General features: G+C 44.7%; 27 protein-coding genes. 23 read left to right on the top strand and 4 right to left on the bottom strand.

The genetic code is table 11. The features are described 5' to 3' along the window. Positions 1-87 precede the first annotated feature (87 nt). Entirely contained in the window at positions 88-900 is an 813-nt protein-coding gene (locus tag AC506A_RS14900; RefSeq protein ID WP_495461774.1) for a class I SAM-dependent methyltransferase, read from the top strand. Positions 901-1,135: 235 nt separating this feature from the next. Continuing rightward, positions 1,136-1,951 (top strand): glycoside hydrolase family 16 protein, encoded by an 816-nt coding sequence (locus tag AC506A_RS14895; RefSeq protein ID WP_495461773.1) that lies wholly within the window; start codon positions 1,136-1,138, stop codon positions 1,949-1,951. Between the two features lie 77 nt (positions 1,952-2,028). Here the strand turns inward: AC506A_RS14895 and AC506A_RS14890 are convergent, their stop codons facing one another. Both AC506A_RS14890 and AC506A_RS14885 read right to left on the bottom strand, forming a co-directional pair. After that, a complete protein-coding gene (locus AC506A_RS14890) occupies positions 2,029-2,700 on the bottom strand; it encodes a hypothetical protein (RefSeq protein WP_495461772.1) in 672 nt (223 codons plus the stop codon). 122 nt (positions 2,701-2,822) lie between these two features. Next, complete coding sequence (locus tag AC506A_RS14885; protein WP_495461771.1) at positions 2,823-3,146, bottom strand: hypothetical protein; 324 nt, start codon at positions 3,144-3,146, stop codon at positions 2,823-2,825. A gap of 656 nt (positions 3,147-3,802) precedes the next feature. On the opposite strand from AC506A_RS14885, the gene AC506A_RS14880 reads away from it, so the two are divergent. From AC506A_RS14880 to AC506A_RS14870, 3 genes are all read left to right on the top strand, one after another. Beyond that, a complete protein-coding gene (locus AC506A_RS14880) occupies positions 3,803-4,207 on the top strand; it encodes a hypothetical protein (protein ID WP_495461770.1) in 405 nt (134 codons plus the stop codon). 187 nt (positions 4,208-4,394) lie between these two features. Next, a complete protein-coding gene (locus tag AC506A_RS14875) occupies positions 4,395-4,625 on the top strand; it encodes a hypothetical protein (protein WP_495461769.1) in 231 nt (76 codons plus the stop codon). A 618-nt stretch (positions 4,626-5,243) separates the two neighbouring features. After that, positions 5,244-5,537 (top strand): DUF3817 domain-containing protein, encoded by a 294-nt coding sequence (locus AC506A_RS14870; RefSeq protein ID WP_495461768.1) that lies wholly within the window; start codon positions 5,244-5,246, stop codon positions 5,535-5,537. A 430-nt stretch (positions 5,538-5,967) separates the two neighbouring features. On the opposite strand, the gene AC506A_RS14865 is transcribed toward AC506A_RS14870, so the two are convergent. Beyond that, positions 5,968-6,366, bottom strand: coding sequence for a MerR family transcriptional regulator (locus AC506A_RS14865; protein ID WP_495461767.1), 399 nt, complete (start codon positions 6,364-6,366; stop codon positions 5,968-5,970). A 112-nt stretch (positions 6,367-6,478) separates the two neighbouring features. Between AC506A_RS14865 and AC506A_RS14860 the strand changes: the two genes are divergently transcribed. From AC506A_RS14860 to AC506A_RS14840, 5 genes are all read left to right on the top strand, one after another. Next, on the top strand, positions 6,479-6,664 hold the full coding sequence (locus AC506A_RS14860; RefSeq protein WP_495461766.1) for a hypothetical protein: 186 nt from the start codon (positions 6,479-6,481) through the stop codon (positions 6,662-6,664). A gap of 265 nt (positions 6,665-6,929) precedes the next feature. After that, positions 6,930-7,280, top strand: a complete 351-nt coding sequence (locus AC506A_RS14855; RefSeq protein WP_495461765.1) for a hypothetical protein — start codon at positions 6,930-6,932, stop codon at positions 7,278-7,280. Positions 7,281-7,296: 16 nt separating this feature from the next. Beyond that, the gene (locus AC506A_RS14850) at positions 7,297-8,700 is read left to right on the top strand and encodes a beta-propeller fold lactonase family protein (RefSeq protein WP_495461764.1); all 1,404 of its coding nucleotides are present in this window, start codon (positions 7,297-7,299) and stop codon (positions 8,698-8,700) included. A gap of 26 nt (positions 8,701-8,726) precedes the next feature. Beyond that, positions 8,727-8,945, top strand: coding sequence for a hypothetical protein (locus AC506A_RS14845; RefSeq protein ID WP_495461763.1), 219 nt, complete (start codon positions 8,727-8,729; stop codon positions 8,943-8,945). Between the two features lie 126 nt (positions 8,946-9,071). Continuing rightward, positions 9,072-9,524, top strand: a complete 453-nt coding sequence (locus AC506A_RS14840) for a hypothetical protein (RefSeq protein ID WP_495461762.1) — start codon at positions 9,072-9,074, stop codon at positions 9,522-9,524. Positions 9,525-9,758: 234 nt separating this feature from the next. Here the strand turns inward: AC506A_RS14840 and AC506A_RS14835 are convergent, their stop codons facing one another. Continuing rightward, positions 9,759-10,769, bottom strand: a complete 1,011-nt coding sequence (locus AC506A_RS14835; RefSeq protein WP_495461761.1) for a LacI family DNA-binding transcriptional regulator — start codon at positions 10,767-10,769, stop codon at positions 9,759-9,761. Positions 10,770-11,107: 338 nt separating this feature from the next. Between AC506A_RS14835 and AC506A_RS14830 the strand changes: the two genes are divergently transcribed. From AC506A_RS14830 to AC506A_RS14770, 13 genes are all read left to right on the top strand, one after another. Next, positions 11,108-12,175 carry a glycoside hydrolase family 130 protein gene (locus AC506A_RS14830; protein WP_495461760.1) on the top strand — a complete coding sequence of 356 codons (1,068 nt, stop codon included), beginning with the start codon at positions 11,108-11,110 and terminating at the stop codon, positions 12,173-12,175. Positions 12,176-12,210: 35 nt separating this feature from the next. Continuing rightward, the gene (locus AC506A_RS14825; RefSeq protein WP_495461759.1) at positions 12,211-13,194 is read left to right on the top strand and encodes an ABC transporter permease; all 984 of its coding nucleotides are present in this window, start codon (positions 12,211-12,213) and stop codon (positions 13,192-13,194) included. A gap of 28 nt (positions 13,195-13,222) precedes the next feature. Next, positions 13,223-14,116: a carbohydrate ABC transporter permease gene (locus AC506A_RS14820; protein WP_495461758.1), complete on the top strand. Its 894-nt coding sequence runs from the start codon at positions 13,223-13,225 to the stop codon at positions 14,114-14,116. A 71-nt stretch (positions 14,117-14,187) separates the two neighbouring features. Beyond that, on the top strand, positions 14,188-15,915 hold the full coding sequence (locus AC506A_RS14815; protein WP_495461757.1) for a DUF3502 domain-containing protein: 1,728 nt from the start codon (positions 14,188-14,190) through the stop codon (positions 15,913-15,915). 99 nt (positions 15,916-16,014) lie between these two features. Further along, entirely contained in the window at positions 16,015-16,806 is a 792-nt protein-coding gene (locus AC506A_RS14810; protein ID WP_495461756.1) for a phytanoyl-CoA dioxygenase family protein, read from the top strand. Between the two features lie 38 nt (positions 16,807-16,844). Then, positions 16,845-17,792: a DUF1861 family protein gene (locus AC506A_RS14805; protein ID WP_495461911.1), complete on the top strand. Its 948-nt coding sequence runs from the start codon at positions 16,845-16,847 to the stop codon at positions 17,790-17,792. 360 nt (positions 17,793-18,152) lie between these two features. Further along, positions 18,153-18,590 (top strand): rhodanese-like domain-containing protein, encoded by a 438-nt coding sequence (locus AC506A_RS14800; protein WP_495461755.1) that lies wholly within the window; start codon positions 18,153-18,155, stop codon positions 18,588-18,590. Between the two features lie 393 nt (positions 18,591-18,983). Further along, positions 18,984-19,256, top strand: coding sequence for a hypothetical protein (locus tag AC506A_RS14795; protein WP_495461754.1), 273 nt, complete (start codon positions 18,984-18,986; stop codon positions 19,254-19,256). 140 nt (positions 19,257-19,396) lie between these two features. Further along, positions 19,397-19,975 (top strand): YjgB family protein, encoded by a 579-nt coding sequence (locus AC506A_RS14790; protein WP_495461753.1) that lies wholly within the window; start codon positions 19,397-19,399, stop codon positions 19,973-19,975. A gap of 104 nt (positions 19,976-20,079) precedes the next feature. Continuing rightward, positions 20,080-21,417 (top strand): phosphotransferase, encoded by a 1,338-nt coding sequence (locus AC506A_RS14785; protein ID WP_495461752.1) that lies wholly within the window; start codon positions 20,080-20,082, stop codon positions 21,415-21,417. A gap of 48 nt (positions 21,418-21,465) precedes the next feature. Continuing rightward, positions 21,466-22,146 (top strand): protein kinase family protein, encoded by a 681-nt coding sequence (locus AC506A_RS14780; protein ID WP_495461751.1) that lies wholly within the window; start codon positions 21,466-21,468, stop codon positions 22,144-22,146. A 466-nt stretch (positions 22,147-22,612) separates the two neighbouring features. Then, the gene (locus AC506A_RS14775) at positions 22,613-22,957 is read left to right on the top strand and encodes a hypothetical protein (RefSeq protein ID WP_495461750.1); all 345 of its coding nucleotides are present in this window, start codon (positions 22,613-22,615) and stop codon (positions 22,955-22,957) included. Positions 22,958-23,525: 568 nt separating this feature from the next. Beyond that, complete coding sequence (locus AC506A_RS14770; RefSeq protein ID WP_495461749.1) at positions 23,526-24,554, top strand: stalk domain-containing protein; 1,029 nt, start codon at positions 23,526-23,528, stop codon at positions 24,552-24,554. Positions 24,555-24,610 lie beyond the last annotated feature (56 nt).

The raw sequence follows: 24,610 nt of genomic DNA, 5'->3' as shown, positions 1-24,610 counted from the left end.
ATGGGCACGATAGTTCAATCTAAGGCTACCGAAATGTCTCGGCGGCCCTTTTACAACTAACGGATATAAAAAATAGGAGGTTAAAAAATGAAAGATGAGGTGTATTTATTTAATCAAGCAAGATGGGAGTCGTTGGCAAAATCAGATGCGCTTTTCACTCGTCCTTATCTTGATCTTAATAAAGAGTCCGCTCGTGATTATTTAGGTCTTGATCGAATGGGGATTATGGATGAACTGACAGGAAAGAACATTCTTTGTTTGGCAAGTGGAGGTGGACAGCAGTCAACGGCATTTGCTTTGCTTGGAGCTAATGTTTCGGTTCTGGACATTTCACATACGCAATTAGAGCGAGATAAGGCGGCTGCTGAGCATTATGGAGTAGAAGTTAATGTTTACCAAGGTGATATGCGCGACTTATCTTGCTTTGCAAATCATTCATTTGATGTCGTATGGCATCCCTACTCACTTACATTTGTTCCTGATTCGCGAGTTGTTTTTCATGAGGTATCTCGAATAATTAAAGCAGGCGGATTTTATCATCTCATGTGCGCTAATCCGTTCTTCTCTGGACTATCACATGAGGACTGGAATGGTATTGGTTACATATTAAGAAATCCGTATAAAGATGAAACGCTCACATCTTATCCAGATCAGGATTGGGTGTATGATCGTTCTAAGTCTCCAGAAAAAATTCAAGAGCCGAGAGAATATACACAAACGTTGAGTAGAATTATTAACGGTTTGATTAAGGAACAGTTTGTTCTAGGATATTTTTCTGAGATAAAAAGTAATTATCCTGGGGACTTGCCTGGGAGTTGGGGACATTTTACTGATGTAGCGCCACCTTGGTTTGAATTCATTTGGTACCATTATCCTAACTTTTTGATTGGAGGTAAGTGATCTCATTCAACTAACTGGGAACGATAGTTGAATCATGATACGACGGCAGCCGACCATCCAGAAAAAGTATTAGAGTACGCCAAACTGAAGAAGCATCTTGCATCCATTTATCCAGAAGATAGAGCGAAATATACAGAAATGAAAGAAGACCATCTATTATGATCCTATTCCATCTTGGCAACAATCGAATATATGGAGGACAATGGGGATTTTAGAAAGAGGAGTGAGCACTACAATGAGTACGCTAGCTTTTCCAAGGAACCCTTTAGAAAAAGCCGGATATACCCTCGTATTCCATGACGATTTCGAGACAAGCGAGTTGGATGATACGAAATGGCTACCTTATTATTTGCCGCAATGGAGTAGCCGCCGGAATGCCGCGGCGAATTATCGGTTCGAAGACAGTCAGCTTCTCTTGCGCATTACCGAAGACCAACGGCCATGGAGCCCTGAATTTAATGGTAATGTGAAAGTGAGCAACCTGCAAACCGGGGTGTTCTCCGGACCACTTGCTAGCGCGTTAGGGCAGCATCGCTTCTCTCATGATTGCCTCGTTCGCGAGGAACAGTCTGAGGAGCGGTTGTTCGTCCCACAATATGGATATTTTGAAATTAGGGCCAGAGGATTAGGCGCGCCGCAGAACGTCTGCGCGTTCTGGATGATCGGTTTCGAGGATGCGCCTGAACGTTCGGCGGAAATTTGCCCATTCGAACTGAAGGGGTGGAACGTGATGGACCGATCATGTACTCTTGGCTTTGGTATCCATGCGTTCGGCGACCCGAAAATAGAAGAGGAATTTTTCGAACGGGAGTTTGCGATTGACCCAACGCTCTACCATGTGTATGCGGTCGATTGGACTCCCGAAGGCGTCGACTTTTATATTGACAATGAGTTGGTCTATTGCTCGCGACAATCGCCTGGTTATCCAATGCAACTGATGCTAAATATCTATGAAATTCCATCACAAGAGAGTGGGAACGTTGAACAGCCTGTGTATCCAAGCGAGTTCGCAATCGATTACGTGCGATGCTATCAGCGCGGAGGAAATTGAACACAATCAATAGCTAGAACAACTGAAAGAAAAGGACCGACCTTAAGTCGCCCCCTTTCTCTGAGATTATTTTCACTTCATGGTGGCGGTAATTGAAATACAACACGTTCCATTTTCCCGATGCTTTTATCAATACTCAACGTTTGAAACACATGCCCATAGTAGGGATACTTATCATAATGATAATAGCCATCATATCCGTTGGGGAACGAACTTATGCTCTTTGTCTGGTAGGATTGGTTTGCTAACGTATGTGCCCATCTGAAACGAGCATGCAAATCCTCAAATGGCGGATTTTCAACATCTGCTGGATCTATATAGTCTACATATGCAAACGAGTTTCTTACTAAAACAACACCCCATCTACCTTTATTATCAGGACTTTCCGAACCTAAAAGGGTAGGAAATCCTCCCGCGTAGTTATGAGATGCTGCATAGTCTTGAACAGTTCGAAGTAACTGCCAAAAATCGTTGGGGTCAGCTACGTTTAAGTAGACTCGTTTATGAACAACCTGAGAAATGACATTGATAGAAGGAAGTTTGAGTTTCGTGTCTTTTCCGAAAACTTTTACTTGGCTCCACTCTAACTTGCGTAAATCTTTTAAAAATACCGCTAATACATCGTATGTCGCATTTGTTGGGATACCGATGTGATACGTAGGAAAGCTTCCTACGTATCCCTGTCTTTGTGCTTCAGCATTCACGCTGCTCCATATTCGTGCATGGTCTATAGTGCGCGGCAAATTCACGCTCATTCCTCCATTCGGACTTCTACTCTACGCAGCTTTTCAGAATGATTAAGGTGAAGTATTTAAAATCCATCAGGAATAACAAAAGGAACAAGATTACTTAACCTTGTGAAGTAAATTCATTAATGAACGAGATTTACAGACTCATCTATCCCGTATACCGTTACTACGGTATCGCCGATTTGAGAAGGTATCTCTTCTTCGTATTGGAGTTCATATGCGGTATTACCACCGATGAAATAATGCAGGACTTGAGTAGATTTTGGTCCAAGATTAACAGAGTGAGAGTAAATATGATTAAAACTAGATAAATTAACCGAAGCGTAAATTTTTATGATGAATGTCGTTGAAAGAGTTGGATTATTGTTTAAGAGATTCACCACGATGAATGAAGCAGCCACGCCGAATTCGCTTGTGTTTGTGACCCATCCTGTAGTAAATGGCATTCTTAACACTCCTATCATTTTCATCTATGAAGACGTACGTAGTATGCTTCTCTCCCATTTTTTCATTAGACATGATATATGTTATGAGAACAAGTTTTGTTTGTTACAGCATTTGGGATTTTGAGATCCTGAATTTTGGCAAGTGCTCTCGTTTGGCATTTGAGAATTCGCTGTTAGACAAATTACCTATATAAGAATTGAAAGGATATCTAATGAATGAAGCTATTCATTGAAAAGTTTAATAAACAAACACTAATAACCCTAGCCTTAGTGGTATCAATCATAAATTATTTTTTTGTCGTACTATTTTTTGCGACTATTTATGATACCAAGAATGAATTAGCAGGGGCACCCGCCTCAATGTTTATCTTTTTTTTTGGTGGGCCTGTCGTAGCTTTGTTCCTTAGTCTGTTAACTTTATTACTAATATGGTATATGAATCGCAGGAGGATTAAATTAATCTCCGGAATAATTGTAATGTTTCATTTATTGATCTTTTCTTTACTGAGTTTAGGTATTGGTGTTGGACTATTGATGTACGGCCATTTATTACACTAACGAGGAACAATAGCTAAATCACACCACAAGCCGAGGCTGCCTGTAAATGGAGTGACTGGCTTAATGACATTTATGAATTTATTGGAGTTGAGACCGAGATGAGTAAAGACAAAATAGATAGAAGGAAAGTACGCAGGCAAAAACGGAGGGCGGCTCTCAGTAATAGTTACGAAGTAGACAAAAGTGATGCACAAGTCATTCTGGACGCAGTGTTCTCCTATATAAATGACCGTCGTCACGAGCCGCGTATGATATTATTTATGGTTAGTAGGGATCAAGGGGAAACTTGGACAGATGAATTAGTAAACATAGCTGTTACCGACCCTAATTTGTCCACCTTTAAGGTAGGAGATTGGGTTAAAAACAGGGGAGATGAAACGACCTACGTAATCGTAGCTAATGAAGGCCAGAATATAATCCATGGTGCTTTCCAAGACGATCCTGACTCCCCTCTATTTCTTCCCGAAGGTCACTTGTATCAATATGCTTTACCATACACTTAATCAAAACCTTATTTAAATTATATTATGATTAAGCTAACGAGGAACGATAGCTGAATAAACATAGGATGAAGCTGCTGGCACGATTGGCGGCTTCATTACGTTAACGGGAGGTTAACGCAACATTCGTATTTCTTTAGCGTCCTAATTTATAGATTGTTACAATCATTGAAATTGAGGAGGTAAAAGAATGAATAACAAATTAGCTGGTGTTATATTAATTGGATTTTCCTTACTAAGTAGTGTAATCGCTTATGGTTTTGACCAACTATCAGAATCCATAAAAAAAGGAGCTGTATTTGTTCGGGGTGGTGGTTCGATTAGCTCTGGAGACCCCACAATTCCAAGCATTTCATTGACTTTTATAATAATAGTTGTCTGTTTAGGTGTTCTTTTATTGTTTATTAAGGAGAAAAAGTAAATAAAAGAATGGCTCGCGCGCCGTTAAGCTAACGAGGAACAATAGCTCAACAGAACACGACGGCAGCTGGATACGAAATCAGCTGCTGTTTTTCATTGAAGTAACGGGCAGTTTAGCGCAACTTCATTAACCACATTTCGTCTCATATTAGAGGGAGATATTGATTAATTTAGAAAGAGATCTGGTCTGGGCATCGTTGGACGAATGGGGGAGAAGATAAGAAATTCAGTCGTCGGGTTACTGTTGATCTTAAGTTTATTTGGCATCACGGGCAAGTCCCGATCGTCACGAAGATCGCGTACGATGCTGGTACCAAAAAATGGGCGATTGGACTGTTGGACGGCTTGGCTCCCGAACCGCGTGAAGAAATCGTTATCATCAACGACGAGTAGGCAGGCGGCTCAAAAGGAACATGACCACGATTCAAGATTGAGATAGCTAGCGCGCGAACAATAGAGAGGATGTATCTCATTGCGCTAACGGAGAACGATAGTTTAACAAGAAACAGTTAGCGCATGCGTGTAACAATATGTTCATTGGGCAGGAGCGAGGCACCATTGTATACTGGAAATAGATAAATCTCGTCCCGGGTCGGGGCGAACTAGGAGGTCGAAGTTCATGCAGTTCACTACATCAATGGGCCGTTTGCGAATTATTACCCTCTTGGAGGGGCTCTCTTACATCGTCCTGCTGTGCATCGCTATGCCGCTCAAGTATGCCGCCGATCTGCCGGAAGCCGTGAGGGTAGTTGGCTCGTTGCATGGATTGTTCTTCGTGCTCTATCTGATGGCGGTCGCACATGTGACGTTCGCTCATCGTTGGTCCTTGGGCAAAGTGTTATTCGCGCTCGCAGCTGCCTTTCTTCCACTCGGGAATTTCTTGCTGGACCGTCGCTTGCTGCGGAAAAAGTAAGGTTGAACCTACGGAACCGGAATAACACAGACTGAACGACCCATTTTTCGTAATGATCAGCTTCTGTGTTTATTTGGGGAATTATATGTAACTAAGAAAGCCAACAAGAGGAAACCTGCTGCAAATGGCGGTTCCTCTTTTTTTATTGAGCTAACTGTTCATCATCATAAAGCTTTTAAGCTTGATTTTTTGGAGGTTAGGACGTTTATGTTTTTTTGCTGATACAGGGGCTGTTTTTTGCACGTTCACTTATTCTTGTAGTGGATTCAAGTGATAATCGTATTGTAGGGATAGATATTTACGCATAGCCGATTGAACTAACGAGGAACGATAGCTCATGGCGTGGAGTTCAACAAAAAGGATGGCATATTGAATATGCCATCCTTTTTGTTTTGAAGAATTGGATGTGCCCAAATTACATCTAACATCACTAACAACACTTGCCTGTCTTTTGTATCTGCTCCAAACATTCTGTCCAGTTAAGACTTTTGCTGCTTATACAGTTGTCTAGAATCTGAATCATCGAATCAACATGATTCTTTCTATCCTCGAGCTCGAATCGTTTATTCTTTGCCAATTGCTCCCACTGGTCAGAAATAGGGCTATCTGCTTCATATCCCTCTAATAGTACCGCAATTTCCTGAATGTGAAATCCTGTCTGCTGAGCGACTTTAATAAAGTTGATGCGTTCAAGCAACCTTGAGTCATACCGGCGTTGACCGTTTTTTCGTTCGGGGGAGGGCAATAAACCAATTGACTCATAGTACCTCAGAGTCGATGCGGCTACATTAGCCTTTGCAGCTAATTGGCCAATACTAAGCTCATCCATCTCATTCACCCCTTGACTTAAAGTTGACTTTAAGTTTTATGATTAAAATAGTGATATTATTCGAGGCTTAAGAAAATGCATAAGTAGTTATGGAGAACGAGGAGGGAACTATATGGATAAAATTTCCATACAAGTTTATTGCTCACGTTGTCATGAAATAAGATGGATAACCGCCTATCCAGATCAATATAAATATTTCGGACCAAACACTTATCCAGCTGCAATTTGCTTGGATTGCAGAGAAGAAATTGAAAGGAAATTGCAAGATTACCTGGAAAAAGAAAACAACAAAAGTTAATCTAGGGACACAAATCCACCTACATAATGAATGGAGTGAAAGCTTGAGAAATCAGGCTTTTTAGTTTTATCATCTATTTCGCACGTAACAATCGCGTCTTGTTATCCATGGCATAACGCATCCGTATAAATGACTCTATTTAACAACTTTATTGGGTGCAAAGTGTCCAAGCTATAGTATGAAATATACATATAATAACTAATACCAACTTCCAAAAAAAGGATAATATAGTTTTGTTAAGTCTGACGTAAAGAGGGGGGAATGAATGCCACTATTATCAACCGGTCCAATTACAAATGAACCTGTAGATGGGGAGAGACCGACTCAACAAGTCACGATAAAAGTCAATAATCGCGATCTTGTTAATTATTCTATCGTTCTACTAGAGGGTTATGTTTTATACGGTACCCGGTCATTGTATGTACAGGAGTTGTTCTCCATCCAGCCTAATGCAGTTGTTACAAAAAACTATCCAGCAAATTATGACACATTCCAATTCGTTTTTACAACAAGTGGTCCAGCAGTAGACAGCACCGAAATTTCTTTCTGGGGAAAAAAATTATCCGGACAGTTAGTAGCAGCCCATCGTCTTGTATCAAATGAACTTCAAGACTAACGTGAAGAAGGGATGAATGGCATTATTATCAACGGGTCCAATTACAAACGAACCTGTAGATGGGATGAGACCAACTCAACAAGTCACGATAAAAATGGATAACCGCGATCCTGTTAATTACTCTATCGTTCTACTAGAGGGTTATGTGTTAAACGGTACCCGGTCATTGTATGTACAGGAATTGTTCTCCATCCAACCTGATGCAGTTGTTACAAAAAACTATCAAGCAAATTATAACGCATTCCAATTCGTTTTTACAACAAGTGGTCCGGCAGCAGACAGTACTGAAATTTCCTTTTGGGGAAAAGATCTAACCGGACAGTTAGTAACGGCTCATCGTCTTGTATCAGATGAACTTTTGGGATCAGGAACCGGACCTCAAGGAACTACTGGACCTACTGGAGCAACCGGAGCAACTGGAGCAACTGGAGCTACAGGGGCTACCGGAGCAACCGGAGCCACAGGGGCCACAGGAGCCACCGGAGCCACGGGAGCAACTGGTGAAACCGGAGCAACCGGTACCCTATCGGTCAATCGTATTTATGTGACTAACTTCAATAGTAATAGTGTATCCGTAATAGATGGGATAACGAATGCGGTCATTGCTACCGTTCCGGTTGGGATTAGTCCCGCGGGTATAGACGTTAATTCGTTAACCAATCGAATCTATGTTGCGAATGTAAACAGCAGTGAAGTTTCCGTTATTGATGGAAAGACCAATACTGTAATCGCCACCATACCTGCAGGGGATGGATCCGGGGATGTGACTGTCAATCCAGCTACGAACGCGATTTATACTGCGAATTTCAATAGTAATGACGTCACGGAGATTGAAGGCTTGACTAATACCGTGGTGACCACTTTTACACCTGTAGGAGGAAGCCCTTTTCCTACGGGGATAGCTGTCAATCCGTTGACCAATCTGATATATATCGCGAATTTCAATTCCGATATCGTAACTGTGGTCGATGGCACGACGAATACGGTAATCGTCAACATTCCAGTTGGGGTTAATCCATTCCGTGTAGGAGTCGATCCGGATACAAATCTAATTTATGTTTCGAATTTCACCAGTAACTTTGTATCTGTTATTAGTGGCGCTACCAATCTCGTAGTCGCTAGTATTCCGGTCGGGATTACTCCAGCTGAAGTAGGGGTTAATTCCTGGACGAATGCGATCTACGTCCCCAATCGAGGTTCAGATAACGTGTCGGTAATAAGCGGACTAACGAATACCGTTATCGACACGATTATTGTTGGAAATAATCCGAATGGGGTAGGCGTAAATCCAATAACGAATCGGATCTATGTCACTAATCAAGATGATAATAATGTGTCTGTGATCGATGGTGAAACCCAAGCGGTAATTGCCACGATCCCGACAGGGGCGCGTCCATACGCGATAGGCGTAAATCCTTAGGAACTTACGATGGGGTGGTGATTCGTATGAAGGAAGTTCAAACGATGAATGAATTATGGGAACTGTTGTCTAATCTAACAAGAGAAAATTCGGTATGCCAAGTCTTGATCCCCGGAATTGGAACATTCGCAATGGTATTGCAAGAGGTAAACGATCATTACGATTTAGCAATATTAGATGAAGAGAAGGAACTGCCCACCATGTCGGCATCCGAACTTTCGAGAAATCCATATCTGTTAGATTGAAGAATGGGCTCCTTGTTTTTCATTAAAGTAACAGGCCGCAGATATCTCTATTATTCTTTGTGTCCAAGCACTTTAACTTTCTATGAATAGATTAGTATAAAAAAGAAAGCGAGATGTGCACAAAAAATGTCTACTCAATTTTTGGATTCACGTCTATCGTTAAATAATACGTCTAGTACTGGCACTGCAATTTTAACAGCAACCCCCACTTTATTTGGTGATATTGGACTTCAAACGGTTAACGCTATAGGGACCCCAAACGAAAATGATGTTCGTATTCAACTTTGGGGAATGGTTGGGGTCAATAGAAGTGCAACAAACACAGTCAACATCCTTATCGAAAGGGGAGGTACTGGTGTATTCGGTACAGGAATTCTCATCTTCTCTACAAATATTGAATTAACTGCTGGCCCAGGATCCAGAGACTTCTCAGTTGTTACTGGCGACTTCCCTCCAGTAACGGATGTTGTAACTGGTCAGATTCGGTATACAATGTATTTGTCAAGTGATGAACCAACTGCTGTAACGCTTACAGGTCCAATAACTTTTATTGGTTCAGCTTGTGCAGGCACATCTTAAACTAAAAACGATAGTTGAGGAGCTTGCCCACGTAGCAGCTCCTTTTTCATTTGTTGAACGCTCTCTTTGATTATGGCGAGTTTATCTTCAGCAACGTATTGAATTTTCTGGCATGAAAAAAAGCTCCCTTCCTAGCAGCAGGTTGTTATTATATCACCTGTCTACTATTTGGGGAGCATATCCATTTGAAGGCAGCCTTATTGTTTGATTGAGGCGTTCATCGAGATCGATCGATTATAGCCGCTTGATAGAATCTCGTACTATCAAAGTACTTTGCAGATAGGTCGTCTTGCTCTGCGCGCTGTCATGCTTGATACGCCATAACATGCGGTGAACGGCTTCGGTTGCAAAATCATGCTTGCTGATATTCATAGAAGTCAGGGCAGGCGTAACACTCTGACTTAGGTCCGTGTTGTCAAAGCTGATGAGGGATACTTCATCGGGCACGGAAATGCCTTCCTTCTGCAGCTTGAGCAGCAGCTTATAGGCAGCCATATCGCAGTGACATACGAATGCGGTAGGGAGCTCAGCCGGAAGCTGGAAGTCAATGACATAGGAATTGTTGATATCGTTATTTACAATCCTCCAGCTTGGGTTAATTTCAAGCTGATGATAGGTAAGTGCCTTAATATAACCACAGTAACGGTCCATAACGCTGGTTGTGAATTGGGGATTTCCAACGAAGCCGATCCGCGTATGTCCGTTCTGAATAAGGTAGTTCGTTACGGTATAACCGGCTTGAAAGTTATCTGCCAGAATGCAGTCTAGTGCCATGCCCGCTTTGTAGAAGTCGATAACCACAGTAGGGAATGGACAATCAAGCAGGATTTGCATGTAATCCGCCGCTATCTCGCCAGCGACGAATAGTCCATCGAGCTCGCCCTGATCCTGAATGAGCGAAAGCGGAAGTGAGCCGCTCTTCTCCTGCTCGGGATCAAGGACATATAGAGAAAGGCTAATATCCTTCTTAGCGCATTCTTGATTGGTATAATAGTAGATTTTCGTATAAAAGTTATCCGATTCCAGAAAGAATCGTTTGGGTACAATAAGCCCTAGTTTGGAAACGGTAGTGGAAGGTTTGACGGTCCCCTTCTTTATATAGCCAAGCTCACGGGCAGATTGAAGGATACGACGTTTTAACTCTTCGCTGACACCCGGCTGGTTATTCAGAGCTTTAGATACGCTCACTTTGGTAATCCCAAGCTGAGCGGCAATTGTATCTAACGTAACTTTACCCACCTGCATGCGAATTTCCCCTAATATTGTCATTTTGACTACTAACTAAATAGTATAAAAAGTTACTTAACAAGTCAATTGTAAAGTTATTAGATTTATCGGTTTCTTTATTGTTTTTAAGATAAAGTAACGATTTTGGAGGCTATCAATAGTATGAAATCCCTTGGTAATCCTTGATATTACTAAGTTTAATCGACACTTCCAACAAATCACAGGTGAAAGAGACGGAGAGGAAATAACTTAATTTTACCCGTTGACAGGAATAAATAACCTAATTTATAATCGCTTACATAAGGTAATAAATTTTCCAGAAATAACAGAGAAGCAATGGACAGGAGAGAGTGCCCTTGACGAAACCGAGGCGATCACCGAGTAATCCTATTATTCAACCTCAAAATGTTAACGCTTCCAATTCGAATATGGAGGTCATCGGGGTTTTCAACGCAGGAGTTACCCGCTATCAAGATGAAACGATCCTGCTTCTCCGCGTGGCTGAACGTCCAATTAACAATGATCCCGAGGTTTACGTAACACCTCTGTATAATCCTTCCGAAGACCGTATCGTGCTGCATGCTATTGAACGCAAGCCGGAATACGACTTCTCCGATGTAAGAGTCATCCGCACACCAGAACGTAATTATCTAACGTCCATCTCGCACTTAAGAGTAGCGAGGAGCACAGACGGCATTCTTTTCACCATCGATCCTGAACCTACCATTCTGCCAAACGGTCCATACGAGAGCTATGGCATCGAAGACCCCCGCATTACCTTAATAGAAGATATCTATTACATAACCTACTCTGCCATTTCAGAATATGGCATCTGTACATCGCTAATCACAACCGAAGATTTCATTACCTTCACGAGACAAGGAAACATCTTTCACCCCGATAACAAAGACGTTGCGATCTTCCCGGCATCGATTGGGGGCAGCTACTATGCACTTCACCGTCCATCTTGTTCCCACTATGGACAGCCTGAGATGTGGATTGCAGAATCCAGTGATCTCATGCAATGGGGCAACCATCGCCATCTGATTGGCGTAAGACCGGGCTTCTGGGATGACGGCCGAATCGGTGCCAGCGCAGTCCCGTTCGAGATCGAAGAGGGCTGGCTGGAAATTTACCACGGCGCTGATAAGTCCAACCGCTACTGCATCGGGGCATTGCTTCTGGATAAGCATGAACCATGGAAAGTCATTGCACGAAGTGAGCAACCGGTCATGGAGCCGGAGACGGAGTACGAGCTCGAAGGATTTTTCGGGAATGTCATCTTCCCTTGCGGTGCTCTGCATGAGGATGGTCTGGTGAAAATCTATTACGGGGCAAGCGATACCTCGATCGGTTATGTAGAGATAACAATAGAAGCAATAAGAGGCAATCTTGGGCTCAAGCAGCTGAACAATCAACTATGAGAGTACACAAATGATGGATTAGAGGAGGAACGACCATGCCAGCTCCCATAACGCTTGAGCGGCAAACGCAGTCGAAGCCACCGGCTGAGAGGAAGAAGAAAGACACTTTTTTGCGAGAGATCATGAAGAACCGGTATCTGTATTTGCTTACTTTACCCGGTATTCTGTTCCTTATTGTTTTCAATTACTTGCCTATGGCCGGGCTCTACATGGCATTCGTGGATTACAATCCGATGGCAGGCATTTATGGTCTGAAGAGCGAGTTCGTAGGGCTGTTGAACTTCAAGTTCTTCTTTACCTCCAACGATTGGATTACAGTCACTATCAATACGATCTATCTAAACATCTTGTTCATTATTACAGGGCTCGCTGTACAGATATTTATGGCGATTGGGCTAAACGAAATTGGCAGCAAGACGGTTAAGAAAATCGCGCAGTCCTTTATGTTTCTGCCGAATTTTATTTCTTGGACGGTTATCTCGATCTTCTCGATCGCACTCTTCTCCACCGATGCGGGTGTTATCAACCATGTACTCGGTCTGCTAGGACTGGAACCGATCAATTACTATCAGAATGCTTCCTGGTGGCCGCTCATTCTAGTCCTGCTTCGACTCTGGAAGGGCGTCGGATTCGGCACTGTTATCTACTTGGCCACGATTAGCGGACTGGATCAAGAGATGTACGAAGCGGCCCGAATTGACGGTGCGAGCCGGTTCCAGTCGATTATCCGCATTACACTACCGATGTTGAAGACAACAACACTTATGCTGTTCATCTTGTCCATCGGCGGCATATTCTACGGTGACTTCGGAATGATCTATGCACTTGTCGGGGATAACCCGGTGCTGAGACCGACTACAGATGTCATTGATACGTATGTGTACCGGGCACTTCGCATGAACAACGATATTGGGATGTCATCGGCAGTCGGTCTGTTCCAAGCCGTCGTCGGCTTCCTGCTCGTACTCTCAGCTAATGGCATCACACGCAAGCTATCGAAGGATTCGGCACTGTTCTAAGTCGCCAGCCTTGAAAGGAGGAATCGCCATGCATCACAAGACGATGGGTGACCGGACGCTGCTTACCGTCTTCTACATAACCATCATCGGATTCGCGCTCATCTGTATGCTGCCGCTATGGATTGCACTTGCCGCATCGTTCACCAATGAACTGGCGCTGATTCGCAATGGCTACAGCTTATGGATATCACAGTTTGACCTGACCGCCTACAAGCTGATATTCACAGGAACGACGAGTGTATACCGCGCTTATTCCGTTACAATCATCACGACGATCGGCGGCGTTATCCTGACGCTCTTCCTTACGAGCTCGCTGGCCTACCCGCTGACGGTAAGCACCTTAAAGTACCGGCATCGCATTACATTCTTCACTTATGTAACGATGGTATTTAATGGTGGTCTGGTTCCGACTTACATTCTAACGACTCGGATGCTGCATTTGCATAACAACATTTGGGTGCTGATCATTCCGGGTGCCTTGAACGGGTTCAACGTTTTCCTCATGAAGAATTACTTCTCTTCCTTGCCGGAGGCATTATCCGAGTCAGCGAAGATCGATGGGGCGAGCGATATCTACATCTACTTCAAAATCATTCTACCTCTATCCGCGCCAATTCTCGCGACCATCGGCTTATTCTCGGCGATGGGGTACTGGAATGAGTGGTTCCGCGTTCTCCTCTTCATTGATGATCAGAAGTTGTTTACGCTCCAATACTTGATCATGCGGCTGCAGCAGCAGGCGGAGTTCCTGAACTCATCACTAAGCTCAGCGGCAAGGGCAGCTCTTGGCGGTGCAACGGTGCCGACCATCGGTATTCGAGTAGCGACAGCGATGGTATCGATCGGCCCTATCATTTTACTCTATCCATTCCTACAGAAGTATTTTATCAAGGGGTTAACGGTCGGAGCAGTCAAAGGTTAGCGTTCGTTCAGGCTATTACCGGGAAGCCGGTTAGCATATAGCGTTCCAATCAGATCGAGAGGGGTATACAAATGAGAAAAAAGTTGCATAAAAACGCGGCGCTTCTTGTTGCAGCGACATTGTCTCTTTCAGCATTAGCAGGTTGTTCAGGTAATTCGGAGGATAACGCCAACAATACCGCGAACACCACGAACAAGGCAACAGAGGCGAATACAGCGGCAACGAACAACACTTCAAACGCGGCTGAAACTACAGAGAGCACGACTCCTGAAGAAGTAACGCTTGAATTCTACATGCCTTCTCCAACTGCGAACGTCAACGATCTGGAAGCCGTGCTCGACAAGTTCTACGAACAAACGAAAGATACGCTGAACACGAAGATTCATTTCAACTTCACGACATTTGATGACATTGGCCAAAAGGTTTCCTTGAAGCTGGCAGCCGGCGAGCAAGTGGACAGCGTATTTACGGCGCAGTGGACGAATCCGAACATCAGCGCGATGATTTCGAAGGATCAGCTCGTTAATTTGGACTCTTACTTCAATAATGATAAATACCCGGGTCTGAAGAAGGCATTTACACCGGAATATCTCAAAAACAACAGCTTCGCAGACAAGACAGGCAGCTCGCACGTATATGGCATTCCGTTTACGCATGCTTTCAGCGGCGGCGCAACGATCTACTACCGCAAAGACATGGCTGAGAAGTACGGCATCGGCGAGATTAAATCACTAGCTGATTTGGAGAAGTTCTACGATGCAGTGCTTGCCAATGACAAAGGGATCGTTCCATTTACGTTCAATGGCAGCACCGACTACGTTTCGGATTTGCTGCTCACGATGACACAGCCGCTTACAGCAAAACATAACTACATGGTGAACATGGGTGGTACAAGTGTCAGCGTCGCCATTAAACCAGACGGAACGGCATATGCAGCAAAGACAATCGATGGCTACAGCGATCCGGAATTCTTGAAGCTGCTTCCTGAGCCGATGAATACCATGGATCCGCTTAAAGGGTTCAAAATGGTTCGCGAATGGTACACGAAAGGTTACCTAGAGAAGGATATCCTGGCACAGAAGGATCCGGATGGCCAATTTATGTCCGGCAAGGCAGCATCGGTGTTCCGTACGCTTGATATTTACTCTTCGGAAAGCCAACAGCTCGAGACATCGATTCCAGGCGCGAAGATCGGTGCATTCGTGATTACACCGGGCCTTATGGACGGAACGGCAAAAGCAGTGGGAAGCGACTTTAAAGCGTGGAACTTTGCGGCTATTCCTGCTAATTCCAAGAACGTTGACCGCACACTTGCATTCTTTGACTGGTTGTTTGCGAGCCCAGAGAATCATGACCTGTTCGAGTTCGGTATTGCAGGTAAGCACTGGCAGGCGGAAGGCGATACGAAATACTCCTACCCAGCAACGGTTGATGCAGCAACGAACTACAACTTCCCGGGCTTCACGCTTACTTGGAACCCAACAATGGTTCGTTATGACAGCAAGACACCGGATAACATTGTAACGATGCTCAACAACATGGGCGATACAAACTTCTTCTATAAGGCGCCGAATGCTGGATTCAGCTTCGTGCCGGACAGCGTGAAGACGGAAGTTGCGAAGGTAAGTGAAGTTCGCTCGCAGCTTTATACCATCGGTCATGGCGTACTGGATGATGCCGCAGGCAACTTGACCAAGATCCAGAAGGCGCTCGATAAAGCAGGGTATCAGAAAGTAGTTACTGAAGTAGAGAAGCAATTTAACGAGTTCTTGAAAACAAACCCATACGAAGGTCAATAACATACGCAGGTCGCAGCAAAGGCGAATAGGCTCTCAGTTACTTGGGGGCCTGTTTGTATGATTATGGAAGCTTTAAGCTTTCCCAAGGAGGAGATCGATATGCTGGAACCCATCGTTAAACCGGGTGCATTTACGGAGCTTGACCGGTTCATGTTTGAATCATGGGGTTATTTTGTCATTCCGAACGTACTGAGTCCGGAGGAGGTTGCGGCATGTCTGGAAGCTTCGCAGCGTCTGCATGCCGATCAGCCGAAGAATGGTGGTGCCCACCAGGTCGGTGAAGGTTACGCAAGCGAACCGGCATTGGAGCAGCTCATTGATCACCCGGCAGCGATGCCTAAGGTACGCGGTTTATATGGATCAGATAACGTCATTCTTCAATCCGCTTGGTGCACCGTTCAGCCTGCAGGCGGTAAGCATGGCGGCTGGCATCAGGATGGCTCGAGCGCATTCGACTTTAAGCTGATGGGGCATCCGATTCCGCTTCTTCAGCTTCGAGTATCTTACTTGCTGACGGATCAAAGCGAACCAGGCAAAGGAAATATGGAAATGATACCTGGCAGCCATCGCAGCCGTGTGCCCCTTCCGGATAGTGTTCGGAAAGGAACGGAGGAATGTCCGCTGCGCCATGTGGTTTGTGCACCTGCAGGTTCAGCGCTCGTATTTCATAATGCCGTTTGGCATCGTTCGCACGAGCACAATCACGACTATGACCGCTACACGATGCATTACATTTACAGTCCGCCATGGCTTCGTTATTCAGATCGGTTCGAGAATGACACCGCGCTTATGGAGCGGACAACGCCTCTGCGCCGCGGCCTCCTAGGTGATTTCGCCAAACCGGATTCGACTTATGCCGGGGGTTACCGGACACCGCCTTACGAGGAGTAGCACTCGATTCGTAGATATAGGAGGTACTATAAAGAATGATGTTACTAAAACATACAGCAGCGCAGAGCTGCGCGGAATTGCTGGAGCAGTTCGAACGGCAGCCGAGCAGTGTTCAGCTGGGGGAGCGGCTAAAGTTTGAAGGTGTCGGCCCCCGGGATGTTTACAATATTGCAGCTCCCTTCTTAGATAACGGAGAGTCCATTATCGCGGGCCGCGTCGAGAGTCGTGAAACCGAGCTGTCCGAAGTCGTCTTCTTTCATCAGCAGGGCGAATCGTGGGTTCCCCATCCGTCTCATGCGCCTTATGAACTGCAGGATCCGTTCTTCACCCGTATTAAGGATGAGTTAATCTTCGGTGGAGTCAAGCTCGTCATGGATCCGGGCGACCCTGAGAAAATCATCTCTTGGGTAACGGAGTTTTACCGGGGGCAGGATATTGCAAGTTTGAAGCTGTTCTTGACGGGACCGGATCACATGAAGGATGTGCGTCTTATTGAACTGGCAAGCGGCGAAATCGGTGTACTGACCAGACCGCAGGGCGAGAAGGGCGGCAGAGGCAAAATCGGCTTCTTCAAATGTGCGAGCCTGGAGGACATAACGGCAGATCGAATTGCTGACGCGCCTGTATTTCAAGATCAATTCTTGGCATTGGAGTGGGGCGGAGCGAATGAACCGCATCTGCTCTCCAATGGTCTGGTAGGCGTACTTGGGCATATTGCTTCCTTTGAAGGCGAGGACAGACATTATCAAGCGATGACGTTCGCCATTCATCCGGATACGTTTGAGAAAACACCTATGAAAATTATAGTAAGGCGGTCCAGCTTTCCGGAAGGTGCAGCCAAGCGGCCGGATTTGACAGATGTTATTTTCAGCGGAGGTCTTGTGAGGAAGTCTAATGGTCTTGCTGATCTATATGTAGGCGCGAGTGATGCCGAAGCGTATCGAATCGAGATTGGCGATCCTTTTCTGGAGTACGAACAGCTATAACGTAAGTATCCAAACTGGGAGGGTTATGGAACAGGCGGGGTTTCGAACATTAGCTTTGCCGCGACGAATGCCAAATATGTGAGGATGTCTGGCACCGTGCGGGGAACCACCTATGCCTACTCGATTTATGATTTTGAAGTGTACGGAAACGAAGGAGGTCAATGCTTCGCCTACTTGGTAGCACAATAATCTAGTTCCAGCAGCACTTCGCATATATGCGGAGTGCTGCTCTCGTTATTGGAGCCATAATCAATTATCGAAAAGACTGATATATAGTATAGAATTCTATCGATAACTCCGGTGTCTCTGGTCGTGTTATATTGATTTCAAGAATACGACAACCCATTGGAGGAACCCCTAATGACAATTCAAACTCGCTTTTCCCTCGTACTTGAAACGCCTGCCGCTTTGCCGGAGATCACTCATCAGCACTACATGAACAAACTTTCCGTGGAAACGGATGTATCTGATGTAAAATACGACATGCAGCATGGCCTAAATGATTTTCTGCTTATCGACGTTCGCAGTGCTCATGCCTATGGGGAGTGCCACGTACCAGGTGCGATTAACCTTCCTTCCAACCTGATTACCGCCGAGACGACAGCCGCTTTCTCCAAAGATCAAGTTATCGTGGTCTATTGTTGGGGGCCAGCTTGTAATGGTGGGACGAAAGGAGCAGCCCGCTTATCCGGACTCGGTTTCAAAGTGAAAGAAATGCTTGGAGGCATCGAGTATTGGCGCAAGGAAGGAAATGACGTAGAGGGCACGATGGGACATTCAGCTTGCATAATCGGGTAAGCGGATGAGAATATTCATTTCAATAAATAGGGATGGAATTCTAACGAACCGTACGGCGCTTATTTGCCCATTCATAGCACCGAAAATATTCTAACGAACCGTAGGGGCTCTATTTGACGAATTTGGAGTAGTTGGGAGGCGATTATCCCCAAATAAGGCCTCTACGGTTCGTTAGATTCTCGAAGCCCCGAAAATCGGCCCAATAAGGCCTCTACGGTTCGTTAGATTTTCGCGGCATGCAAGCCTGAGGAGACTTTATCGACAGCCTGAGGGCACCTAATAAGGTGTCCTCTTCTTTTTAGTTCATGTAAATCTATGAAAATCCCAAACATCCTCCGGTGTACTTGAATAGAGTAATAGAGTAGTCAAGCTGTTGAGAGGGAGGAATGACGAATGGCTGTCAGCAAACAACAGATTTCAAAGTATTACGGTAAGAAGATCTACGTGGTCAAGAAGGACGGAACAGTAGTTACAGGAACACTGTCGCAAATTCAAGGTAACCGTGTGATTCTTACACAGGAAAAAGGAAAAACAGTAAAAGTGAAATTTCTTCTTCCATTATTACTGTTCGATTTACTCGCAATTGGTCTGTTCACAGGGTTTGGCGGGTACGGCGGTTATTATGACGGATATGGCGGGTACGGCGGATATGATTATTTCTATTAATGCATGACTAGGCTCATCTTTCCGTGCTTGCTGCGGAAAGGTGGGTTTTTCATTGTCGGGCTTGCGAGTAATCATTCAGGCATTAGGGTAAAATATCTCAGAAAAACTAATCTCAACCACTTAATGCCGGAGGGACCTTAATGATGAATCAAGTTTCAAAAGTTGCACTTAGCGTCACGCTATTCAGTCTTATCTTCACATCCGGTGCTATCGCTCATGCAGATACTCAAGGTGTGGCTTGGCAAATGCGGAAAGTAAGCGCGAATGACGCGGCGATGGCTCTGAAGACGTTAAACAGCTTCTATAAGCCAGCATTGGTTGGGCAATTCCCCGGCTCGGTGAGTGGTCTGAAGATTGGGATCAGCACTCGTCAGGACGTCATTGGCAAGGTTGGCAAACCAGGCTCGCCGAGAACGGAGGCGGATGGGTTTGATTTCTATCATTCGGAGATGGGGCACCCCGGTTATGCCATCGCTTATAAGCTAAACAAGGTACGGGAAATTCGCTACTTCGGGACCGATATTGAACGGGAGACGAATATTGGCGGAATAACGAAGCGAATGCTCATCGGACAATGGGGAATGCCTTCGGGTTCGGTTACGATTCGGAATGGTTCCTTGGTGCAGCAAAAAATCACCTATAACCGAGGGAAGTTTAAACTCAATTTTATTTTCAACTCCAGTACGAATCTCGATCATATTAACCTGCTTAAACGTTGATGGTTGTCTAAATGATGATAGTAAGGCATTGAAGGCCGCGTATAACGCGGCTTTTTTATGCTATAGTAGTGACATATTCCGTCCGACTCATAAGGAGGTTGACCATGACTAACATCCGCGACAATGAAGCTGAATCCGTTATTTACGGACTGCTCCGCAACCCCTCCACCGGTCAACTACTGACGGTTAAGCATCAAACAAATGTAGAATGGTGCTTACCTACAATAGTTGTTAAAGGGCAAGCAGAACTCTCACCTGTCTTGGTAACGCGAGAGATGTCCGAGCTGCTTGGAAGGCCTGTCATCGCGTGCCGTTACGTATGGATGCAACCTAATAGTCACAACGGCGGGAATGAAGCATTCTTCGAGTTAGAAAGCATCGAATCCTCAAATGGGACACTTCATCACAATGAACAATGGGTTGGCCCTGAAGAGTTATCCGTATCGCGGCCGGATCACAAAGGAATTATTCATGATTACTTGGTCGAAGCGGGGAGCCAGGACGTGCCGGAATTAAGGCAGCCTTGGGAGCGTACCGGGTGGTATTCGAAGGCAACGTCTTGGATCGTTAGTTCTCTTCGGAATCTCGGAATAGAGCTTACGGAACCTCCAGAACTGCTCAAGTGGTGGAGTCTCTCCTGTGTGCTCCGGCTTACCACCACACAGGGAATCGTATATTTTAAAACAAACGCGAAGCAGCCGCTGTTCGCTCAGGAACCCACATTTGTCGCTTACTTGGCGGGAATATTTCCTGATCGTTTGCCGATTATTATGGCTTCTGAGCCAGCCGAAGGATGGATGCTCCTTGCGGATGCCGGAGACAAGTTAAACCGCGATATCGTGGAGAACAAAATAGAACTACTGCGCACGTTCGGAGAAATTCAACTTGAGATGGTATCCCATATCGATGAGTTAATCGAGCTGGGATGTGCGGACCGAAAGCCCGCGAAACTCCTTCCCTTTGTGGAACCACTGCTAGAGGATAAGCTTGTCGTTTCTGAACTTACACCTGAAGAGATCAGTGGTCTTCGGCGGCACCTGCCTTTAATTGTAGATATGTGCAAGCGAATATCGACCTATGCGGTGCCATCTACACTCGTACACGGTGATCTGCATATGGGGAACGCCGCCATCCGTAACGGGAGAATTACCTTGATTGATTGGACGGATGCGTGTGTCGCCCATCCCTTCATGGACATGTTCATGATCTTTGACGAAAGCGATGTAACGCTGCGGACTGAGATGCGAGACGAATATTTGAGACTGTGGAGCAGTTATGAGCCGATGAATCGTCTACTGGAGCTATGGTCGCTCTGCGAGGTCGTCCATGCCATATACCATTCAGTAAGCTACCAATCCATCCTGCATCACACCGAGGAAAGGTCTCGAAGCGAGCTGGGACCACCAACATTCTATCTTCGCAAGGCATTGCTCTATCTTTAAGAGGTGAATGAATGACCATCGGAATCATCCAAGAAGGAGGAGATCGTTATGGTAGCAGACTGGAAGCAAGTTGAGGAAGCATTGAGGGATATTGAGGTCGTAGGTCATGAAAACAATAAGCCTGTTTCCGTCATCGGGTTCTCAGAAGATTTGCGCTGCATCGGCATCGGAACGGATGCTGCGGTCTTTTATTACGCAAACACGCCTAATTACGCCTATAAAGTGTATTCCGCTCAGTCGGTAGAGAAGAAGGAAGCGGAAGTGGAAATATACAATCGCTTAAAGGGATCACCTTATTTCGCTCAATGCTATGGAGCCGGATCCAATTATTTGGTATTAAGTTTTGAACAAGGCGTTACCTTATATGATTGTCTGCTGCAAGGTATCCATGTTCCAGAGCAAGTCATAGAAGACGTTGAACATGCCCGGGAGTATGTCCGTAGTCTGGGGCTGAACCCAAGGGATATTCATCTGAAAAATGTTCTTTTACAAGATGGTAAAGGTAAGGTTCTTGATGTATCGGAATATATCCAGGAAGGAAACGATAGTCGGTGGGAACATTTGGTATGGACATACAAACATTTTTATCCACTTATCAGCGATGTACAGGTACCTTTATGGATCTTGGAAACCATCACAAACTGGTATAACCGGATTGATACAGCAAGTTTTGGGATAGAAGACTTCTCTAAACGAGTGAGTCAACTTTTCTTTGGGAAACGCAAATGAACGCTGCGGGAGCGCAGATTCGAGAGGCGGGAATAACATAGAAGACAACACGAAACCACCGTTATTAAGCATTATTGGTTTAGGTTTATTCATGCTAACAGCAGCAGTTCATCTATGCTTTAAAGCTGTAAGAACATCAGACGTAGGAATAGGTATGATGATGTCGCTTTTTAATGCATTATTGTTAGTATTCACTTTGCTATGGGGTGTAATGGGGATATTTGATGTTGTGAGATTACTAAAGGTGCACAAGAAGGATAGGTCAAGAAGATTTAAGTTTTATTTGTTTATTAACATCAGTTATCTATTTATTATCCTATGTCAGATTGGATATGTGATTAAAAATTGGGATGAAGTGAATATATAGAGATCCTGATGGGAATGAGATCGAACTAACTGCTGCGTATGCTAATCAAGCATGCTTTCCATTTTGATAAATCGCAAGTGATCGAAGGAGGTTTTGTCTATGCGTTATGCGGTTGAGGGGGAAATGGAAGGCCGGCGCGTTCGTATCGTTTGGATCCGTGGTCGCTTGCAGGGAACGGCTGCAGCTGTGCGAGCTGTTAAGCATATGGCGGAATTGCTGGATGGATCTACGCTCCAAGCTACACCGACAGGGCCGTTTTACCATTCGCGCTTTCTCAGTGATCCGCTGGCAGCGCTGCTCGTAATCTGTCAGGTCATCAACGTGGACACGATGCACGGCGAGATACCGACGGCGCCGTATGTACCGGGGCGGATATATTCTCCTTCACCGGAGATACATCGTCTCGTTTTACTTCCCCATGAAAAATCAAAAAGAGAATCTTGATCGCACTTGTTTTGTTACTAATTCTGTTAGGAGTCTGGGGAATCGTGGGATGCACGAATGGAAGTGAGTCAGCAACGGCTGACGTTTCGACCATCCGTGAGGTGGCGTGGAAGCCTTTCCGATTCTGCGAAAGATGAGGTTGTTGGTGACTGGAAAGCCGGGAAAGTCGAAATTGTGATAGCGAGCAACTTACCAAACGTTCGAGCTCGTGGGGAAGACCACGATGATATGTATCAAGTTACGTTTAATTCCACTCGCGACGAGATGCTAGGATCATTTGTCATATATGTTGAGGGGTCTTCACAAGAAATACTAGGTCAAGGTGCAAGAAAATAATAAGCGCGAATCAACTCGCACAGCTCATGATAAAACTAACGAGGAACGATAGTTGAGCAAAAAAAAGGAGCAGTTTGCCGGTGGCAGCTGCTCCATTTTTCATTAAGCTAAATGGCGCAGGATAGTGGATTGACATTATGGTCAGCGTTAACCTCCCCCTTATATCCTAAATTTCCAACGAAATAATAAATAGAGTATGGTATATTAGGAAAAATAAGGGGCTGACGATGAAATGAGAAAACGTATCTGTGTCGTAGTACTATTTTTGCTGACTTTTTGTTTGTTAATGAACAGTGTATTTGCCGCTGAGCCTTCAAACGAAAATAAGCTCGTTCCTGAAGAAGGTGTGTATGGATTTTTTGTTTTTGATATCGGCAGTCCAACGATGATTTTCAATGGGAAGGAAGAAGAGATTGATCCAGGTTTTAATACTGCGCCGGTACTGATAAAAGGGACTACCTTACTACCTATTAGAGTCATTATTGACAAGCTGGGAGGTACCTTGAAGTGGGACGAAACTAAGAATATCATTGACATCAAGTACAAAAGTAAGAGCATAACTTTGCAAATTGGCAATAAAAAGGCCAGTGTGGATAACGAAGAAAGAATACTTAATGTAGAAGCGGCCATCTTGAAGAATAGAACGATGTTACCGCTGAGGTTTGTGGCTGAAAGCCTCGGCCTGAAGGTATATTGGCACGGGGATAATAAAATTTCAGTAAGCACAAATGCCTTGAAGGACACATTTACCTCTGATCACTTCAGTACCGAGGATTTATCCATCTACGATGCGGTCTTGAAAAAGCAAATTCGGCTTGGCATGCCGAAAGTGGAGATTGATAAGCTGTTTGGAATTCAGCCAGTAAAGGACTTCATGGGCAAATATAATTATGAGGGGCTCGAAATATATTACAGGGATGGCAAAGCGGCAGGACTAATGGTTAGTTCGGGAAATAACTTATCTACAAGGTTTTCTACGGTCAGAAATGTTAACTTTCTCACTCCGAAGATAGTTGTCCATCAAAAATATGGGGTGAGTATTGAAAAGAACAGTGAAGACAGTGAGCAATATGCTACTTATATCTTTTTGAAAGAGGATCAAGGAGATGACGAAACATTAGTTAAGCTGGAATCCTCGCCTTTACCCAAAGATCCGATGAAGAACAAGTATTACATATCGTTTTTGTTCAACGAGAACAAGCAACAAACGATCTCGTACCTACTTATCAGCGACTTTGAGTTTGCCATGTTTTCGAAGTAGTAAAATTTGCAGCCGAAACGATTTCCTAAATATGAATTCGATGAGGACACGACGGC

This window comes from Paenibacillus sp. N22P23, assembly GCF_059383735.1.
This window is presented reverse-complemented; position numbering and strand designations above follow the sequence as displayed.

What these genes read in the sequence shown, in the direction of transcription:
- AC506A_RS14900 (WP_495461774.1), top strand. Translation starts at nt 88, where the DNA reads ATGAAAGATGAGGTGTATTTATTTAATCAAGCAAGATGGGAGTCGTTG.
- AC506A_RS14895 (WP_495461773.1), top strand. Translation starts at nt 1,136, where the DNA reads ATGAGTACGCTAGCTTTTCCAAGGAACCCTTTAGAAAAAGCCGGATAT.
- AC506A_RS14885 (WP_495461771.1), bottom strand. Translation starts at nt 3,146, where the DNA reads ATGCCATTTACTACAGGATGGGTCACAAACACAAGCGAATTCGGCGTG.
- AC506A_RS14880 (WP_495461770.1), top strand. Translation starts at nt 3,803, where the DNA reads ATGAGTAAAGACAAAATAGATAGAAGGAAAGTACGCAGGCAAAAACGG.
- AC506A_RS14875 (WP_495461769.1), top strand. Translation starts at nt 4,395, where the DNA reads ATGAATAACAAATTAGCTGGTGTTATATTAATTGGATTTTCCTTACTA.
- AC506A_RS14870 (WP_495461768.1), top strand. Translation starts at nt 5,244, where the DNA reads ATGCAGTTCACTACATCAATGGGCCGTTTGCGAATTATTACCCTCTTG.
- AC506A_RS14865 (WP_495461767.1), bottom strand. Translation starts at nt 6,366, where the DNA reads ATGGATGAGCTTAGTATTGGCCAATTAGCTGCAAAGGCTAATGTAGCC.
- AC506A_RS14860 (WP_495461766.1), top strand. Translation starts at nt 6,479, where the DNA reads ATGGATAAAATTTCCATACAAGTTTATTGCTCACGTTGTCATGAAATA.
- AC506A_RS14855 (WP_495461765.1), top strand. Translation starts at nt 6,930, where the DNA reads ATGCCACTATTATCAACCGGTCCAATTACAAATGAACCTGTAGATGGG.
- AC506A_RS14850 (WP_495461764.1), top strand. Translation starts at nt 7,297, where the DNA reads ATGGCATTATTATCAACGGGTCCAATTACAAACGAACCTGTAGATGGG.
- AC506A_RS14845 (WP_495461763.1), top strand. Translation starts at nt 8,727, where the DNA reads ATGAAGGAAGTTCAAACGATGAATGAATTATGGGAACTGTTGTCTAAT.
- AC506A_RS14840 (WP_495461762.1), top strand. Translation starts at nt 9,072, where the DNA reads ATGTCTACTCAATTTTTGGATTCACGTCTATCGTTAAATAATACGTCT.
- AC506A_RS14835 (WP_495461761.1), bottom strand. Translation starts at nt 10,769, where the DNA reads ATGCAGGTGGGTAAAGTTACGTTAGATACAATTGCCGCTCAGCTTGGG.
- AC506A_RS14825 (WP_495461759.1), top strand. Translation starts at nt 12,211, where the DNA reads ATGCCAGCTCCCATAACGCTTGAGCGGCAAACGCAGTCGAAGCCACCG.
- AC506A_RS14820 (WP_495461758.1), top strand. Translation starts at nt 13,223, where the DNA reads ATGCATCACAAGACGATGGGTGACCGGACGCTGCTTACCGTCTTCTAC.
- AC506A_RS14815 (WP_495461757.1), top strand. Translation starts at nt 14,188, where the DNA reads ATGAGAAAAAAGTTGCATAAAAACGCGGCGCTTCTTGTTGCAGCGACA.
- AC506A_RS14810 (WP_495461756.1), top strand. Translation starts at nt 16,015, where the DNA reads ATGCTGGAACCCATCGTTAAACCGGGTGCATTTACGGAGCTTGACCGG.
- AC506A_RS14805 (WP_495461911.1), top strand. Translation starts at nt 16,845, where the DNA reads ATGTTACTAAAACATACAGCAGCGCAGAGCTGCGCGGAATTGCTGGAG.
- AC506A_RS14800 (WP_495461755.1), top strand. Translation starts at nt 18,153, where the DNA reads ATGACAATTCAAACTCGCTTTTCCCTCGTACTTGAAACGCCTGCCGCT.
- AC506A_RS14795 (WP_495461754.1), top strand. Translation starts at nt 18,984, where the DNA reads ATGGCTGTCAGCAAACAACAGATTTCAAAGTATTACGGTAAGAAGATC.
- AC506A_RS14790 (WP_495461753.1), top strand. Translation starts at nt 19,397, where the DNA reads ATGATGAATCAAGTTTCAAAAGTTGCACTTAGCGTCACGCTATTCAGT.
- AC506A_RS14785 (WP_495461752.1), top strand. Translation starts at nt 20,080, where the DNA reads ATGACTAACATCCGCGACAATGAAGCTGAATCCGTTATTTACGGACTG.
- AC506A_RS14780 (WP_495461751.1), top strand. Translation starts at nt 21,466, where the DNA reads ATGGTAGCAGACTGGAAGCAAGTTGAGGAAGCATTGAGGGATATTGAG.
- AC506A_RS14775 (WP_495461750.1), top strand. Translation starts at nt 22,613, where the DNA reads ATGCGTTATGCGGTTGAGGGGGAAATGGAAGGCCGGCGCGTTCGTATC.
- AC506A_RS14770 (WP_495461749.1), top strand. Translation starts at nt 23,526, where the DNA reads ATGAGAAAACGTATCTGTGTCGTAGTACTATTTTTGCTGACTTTTTGT.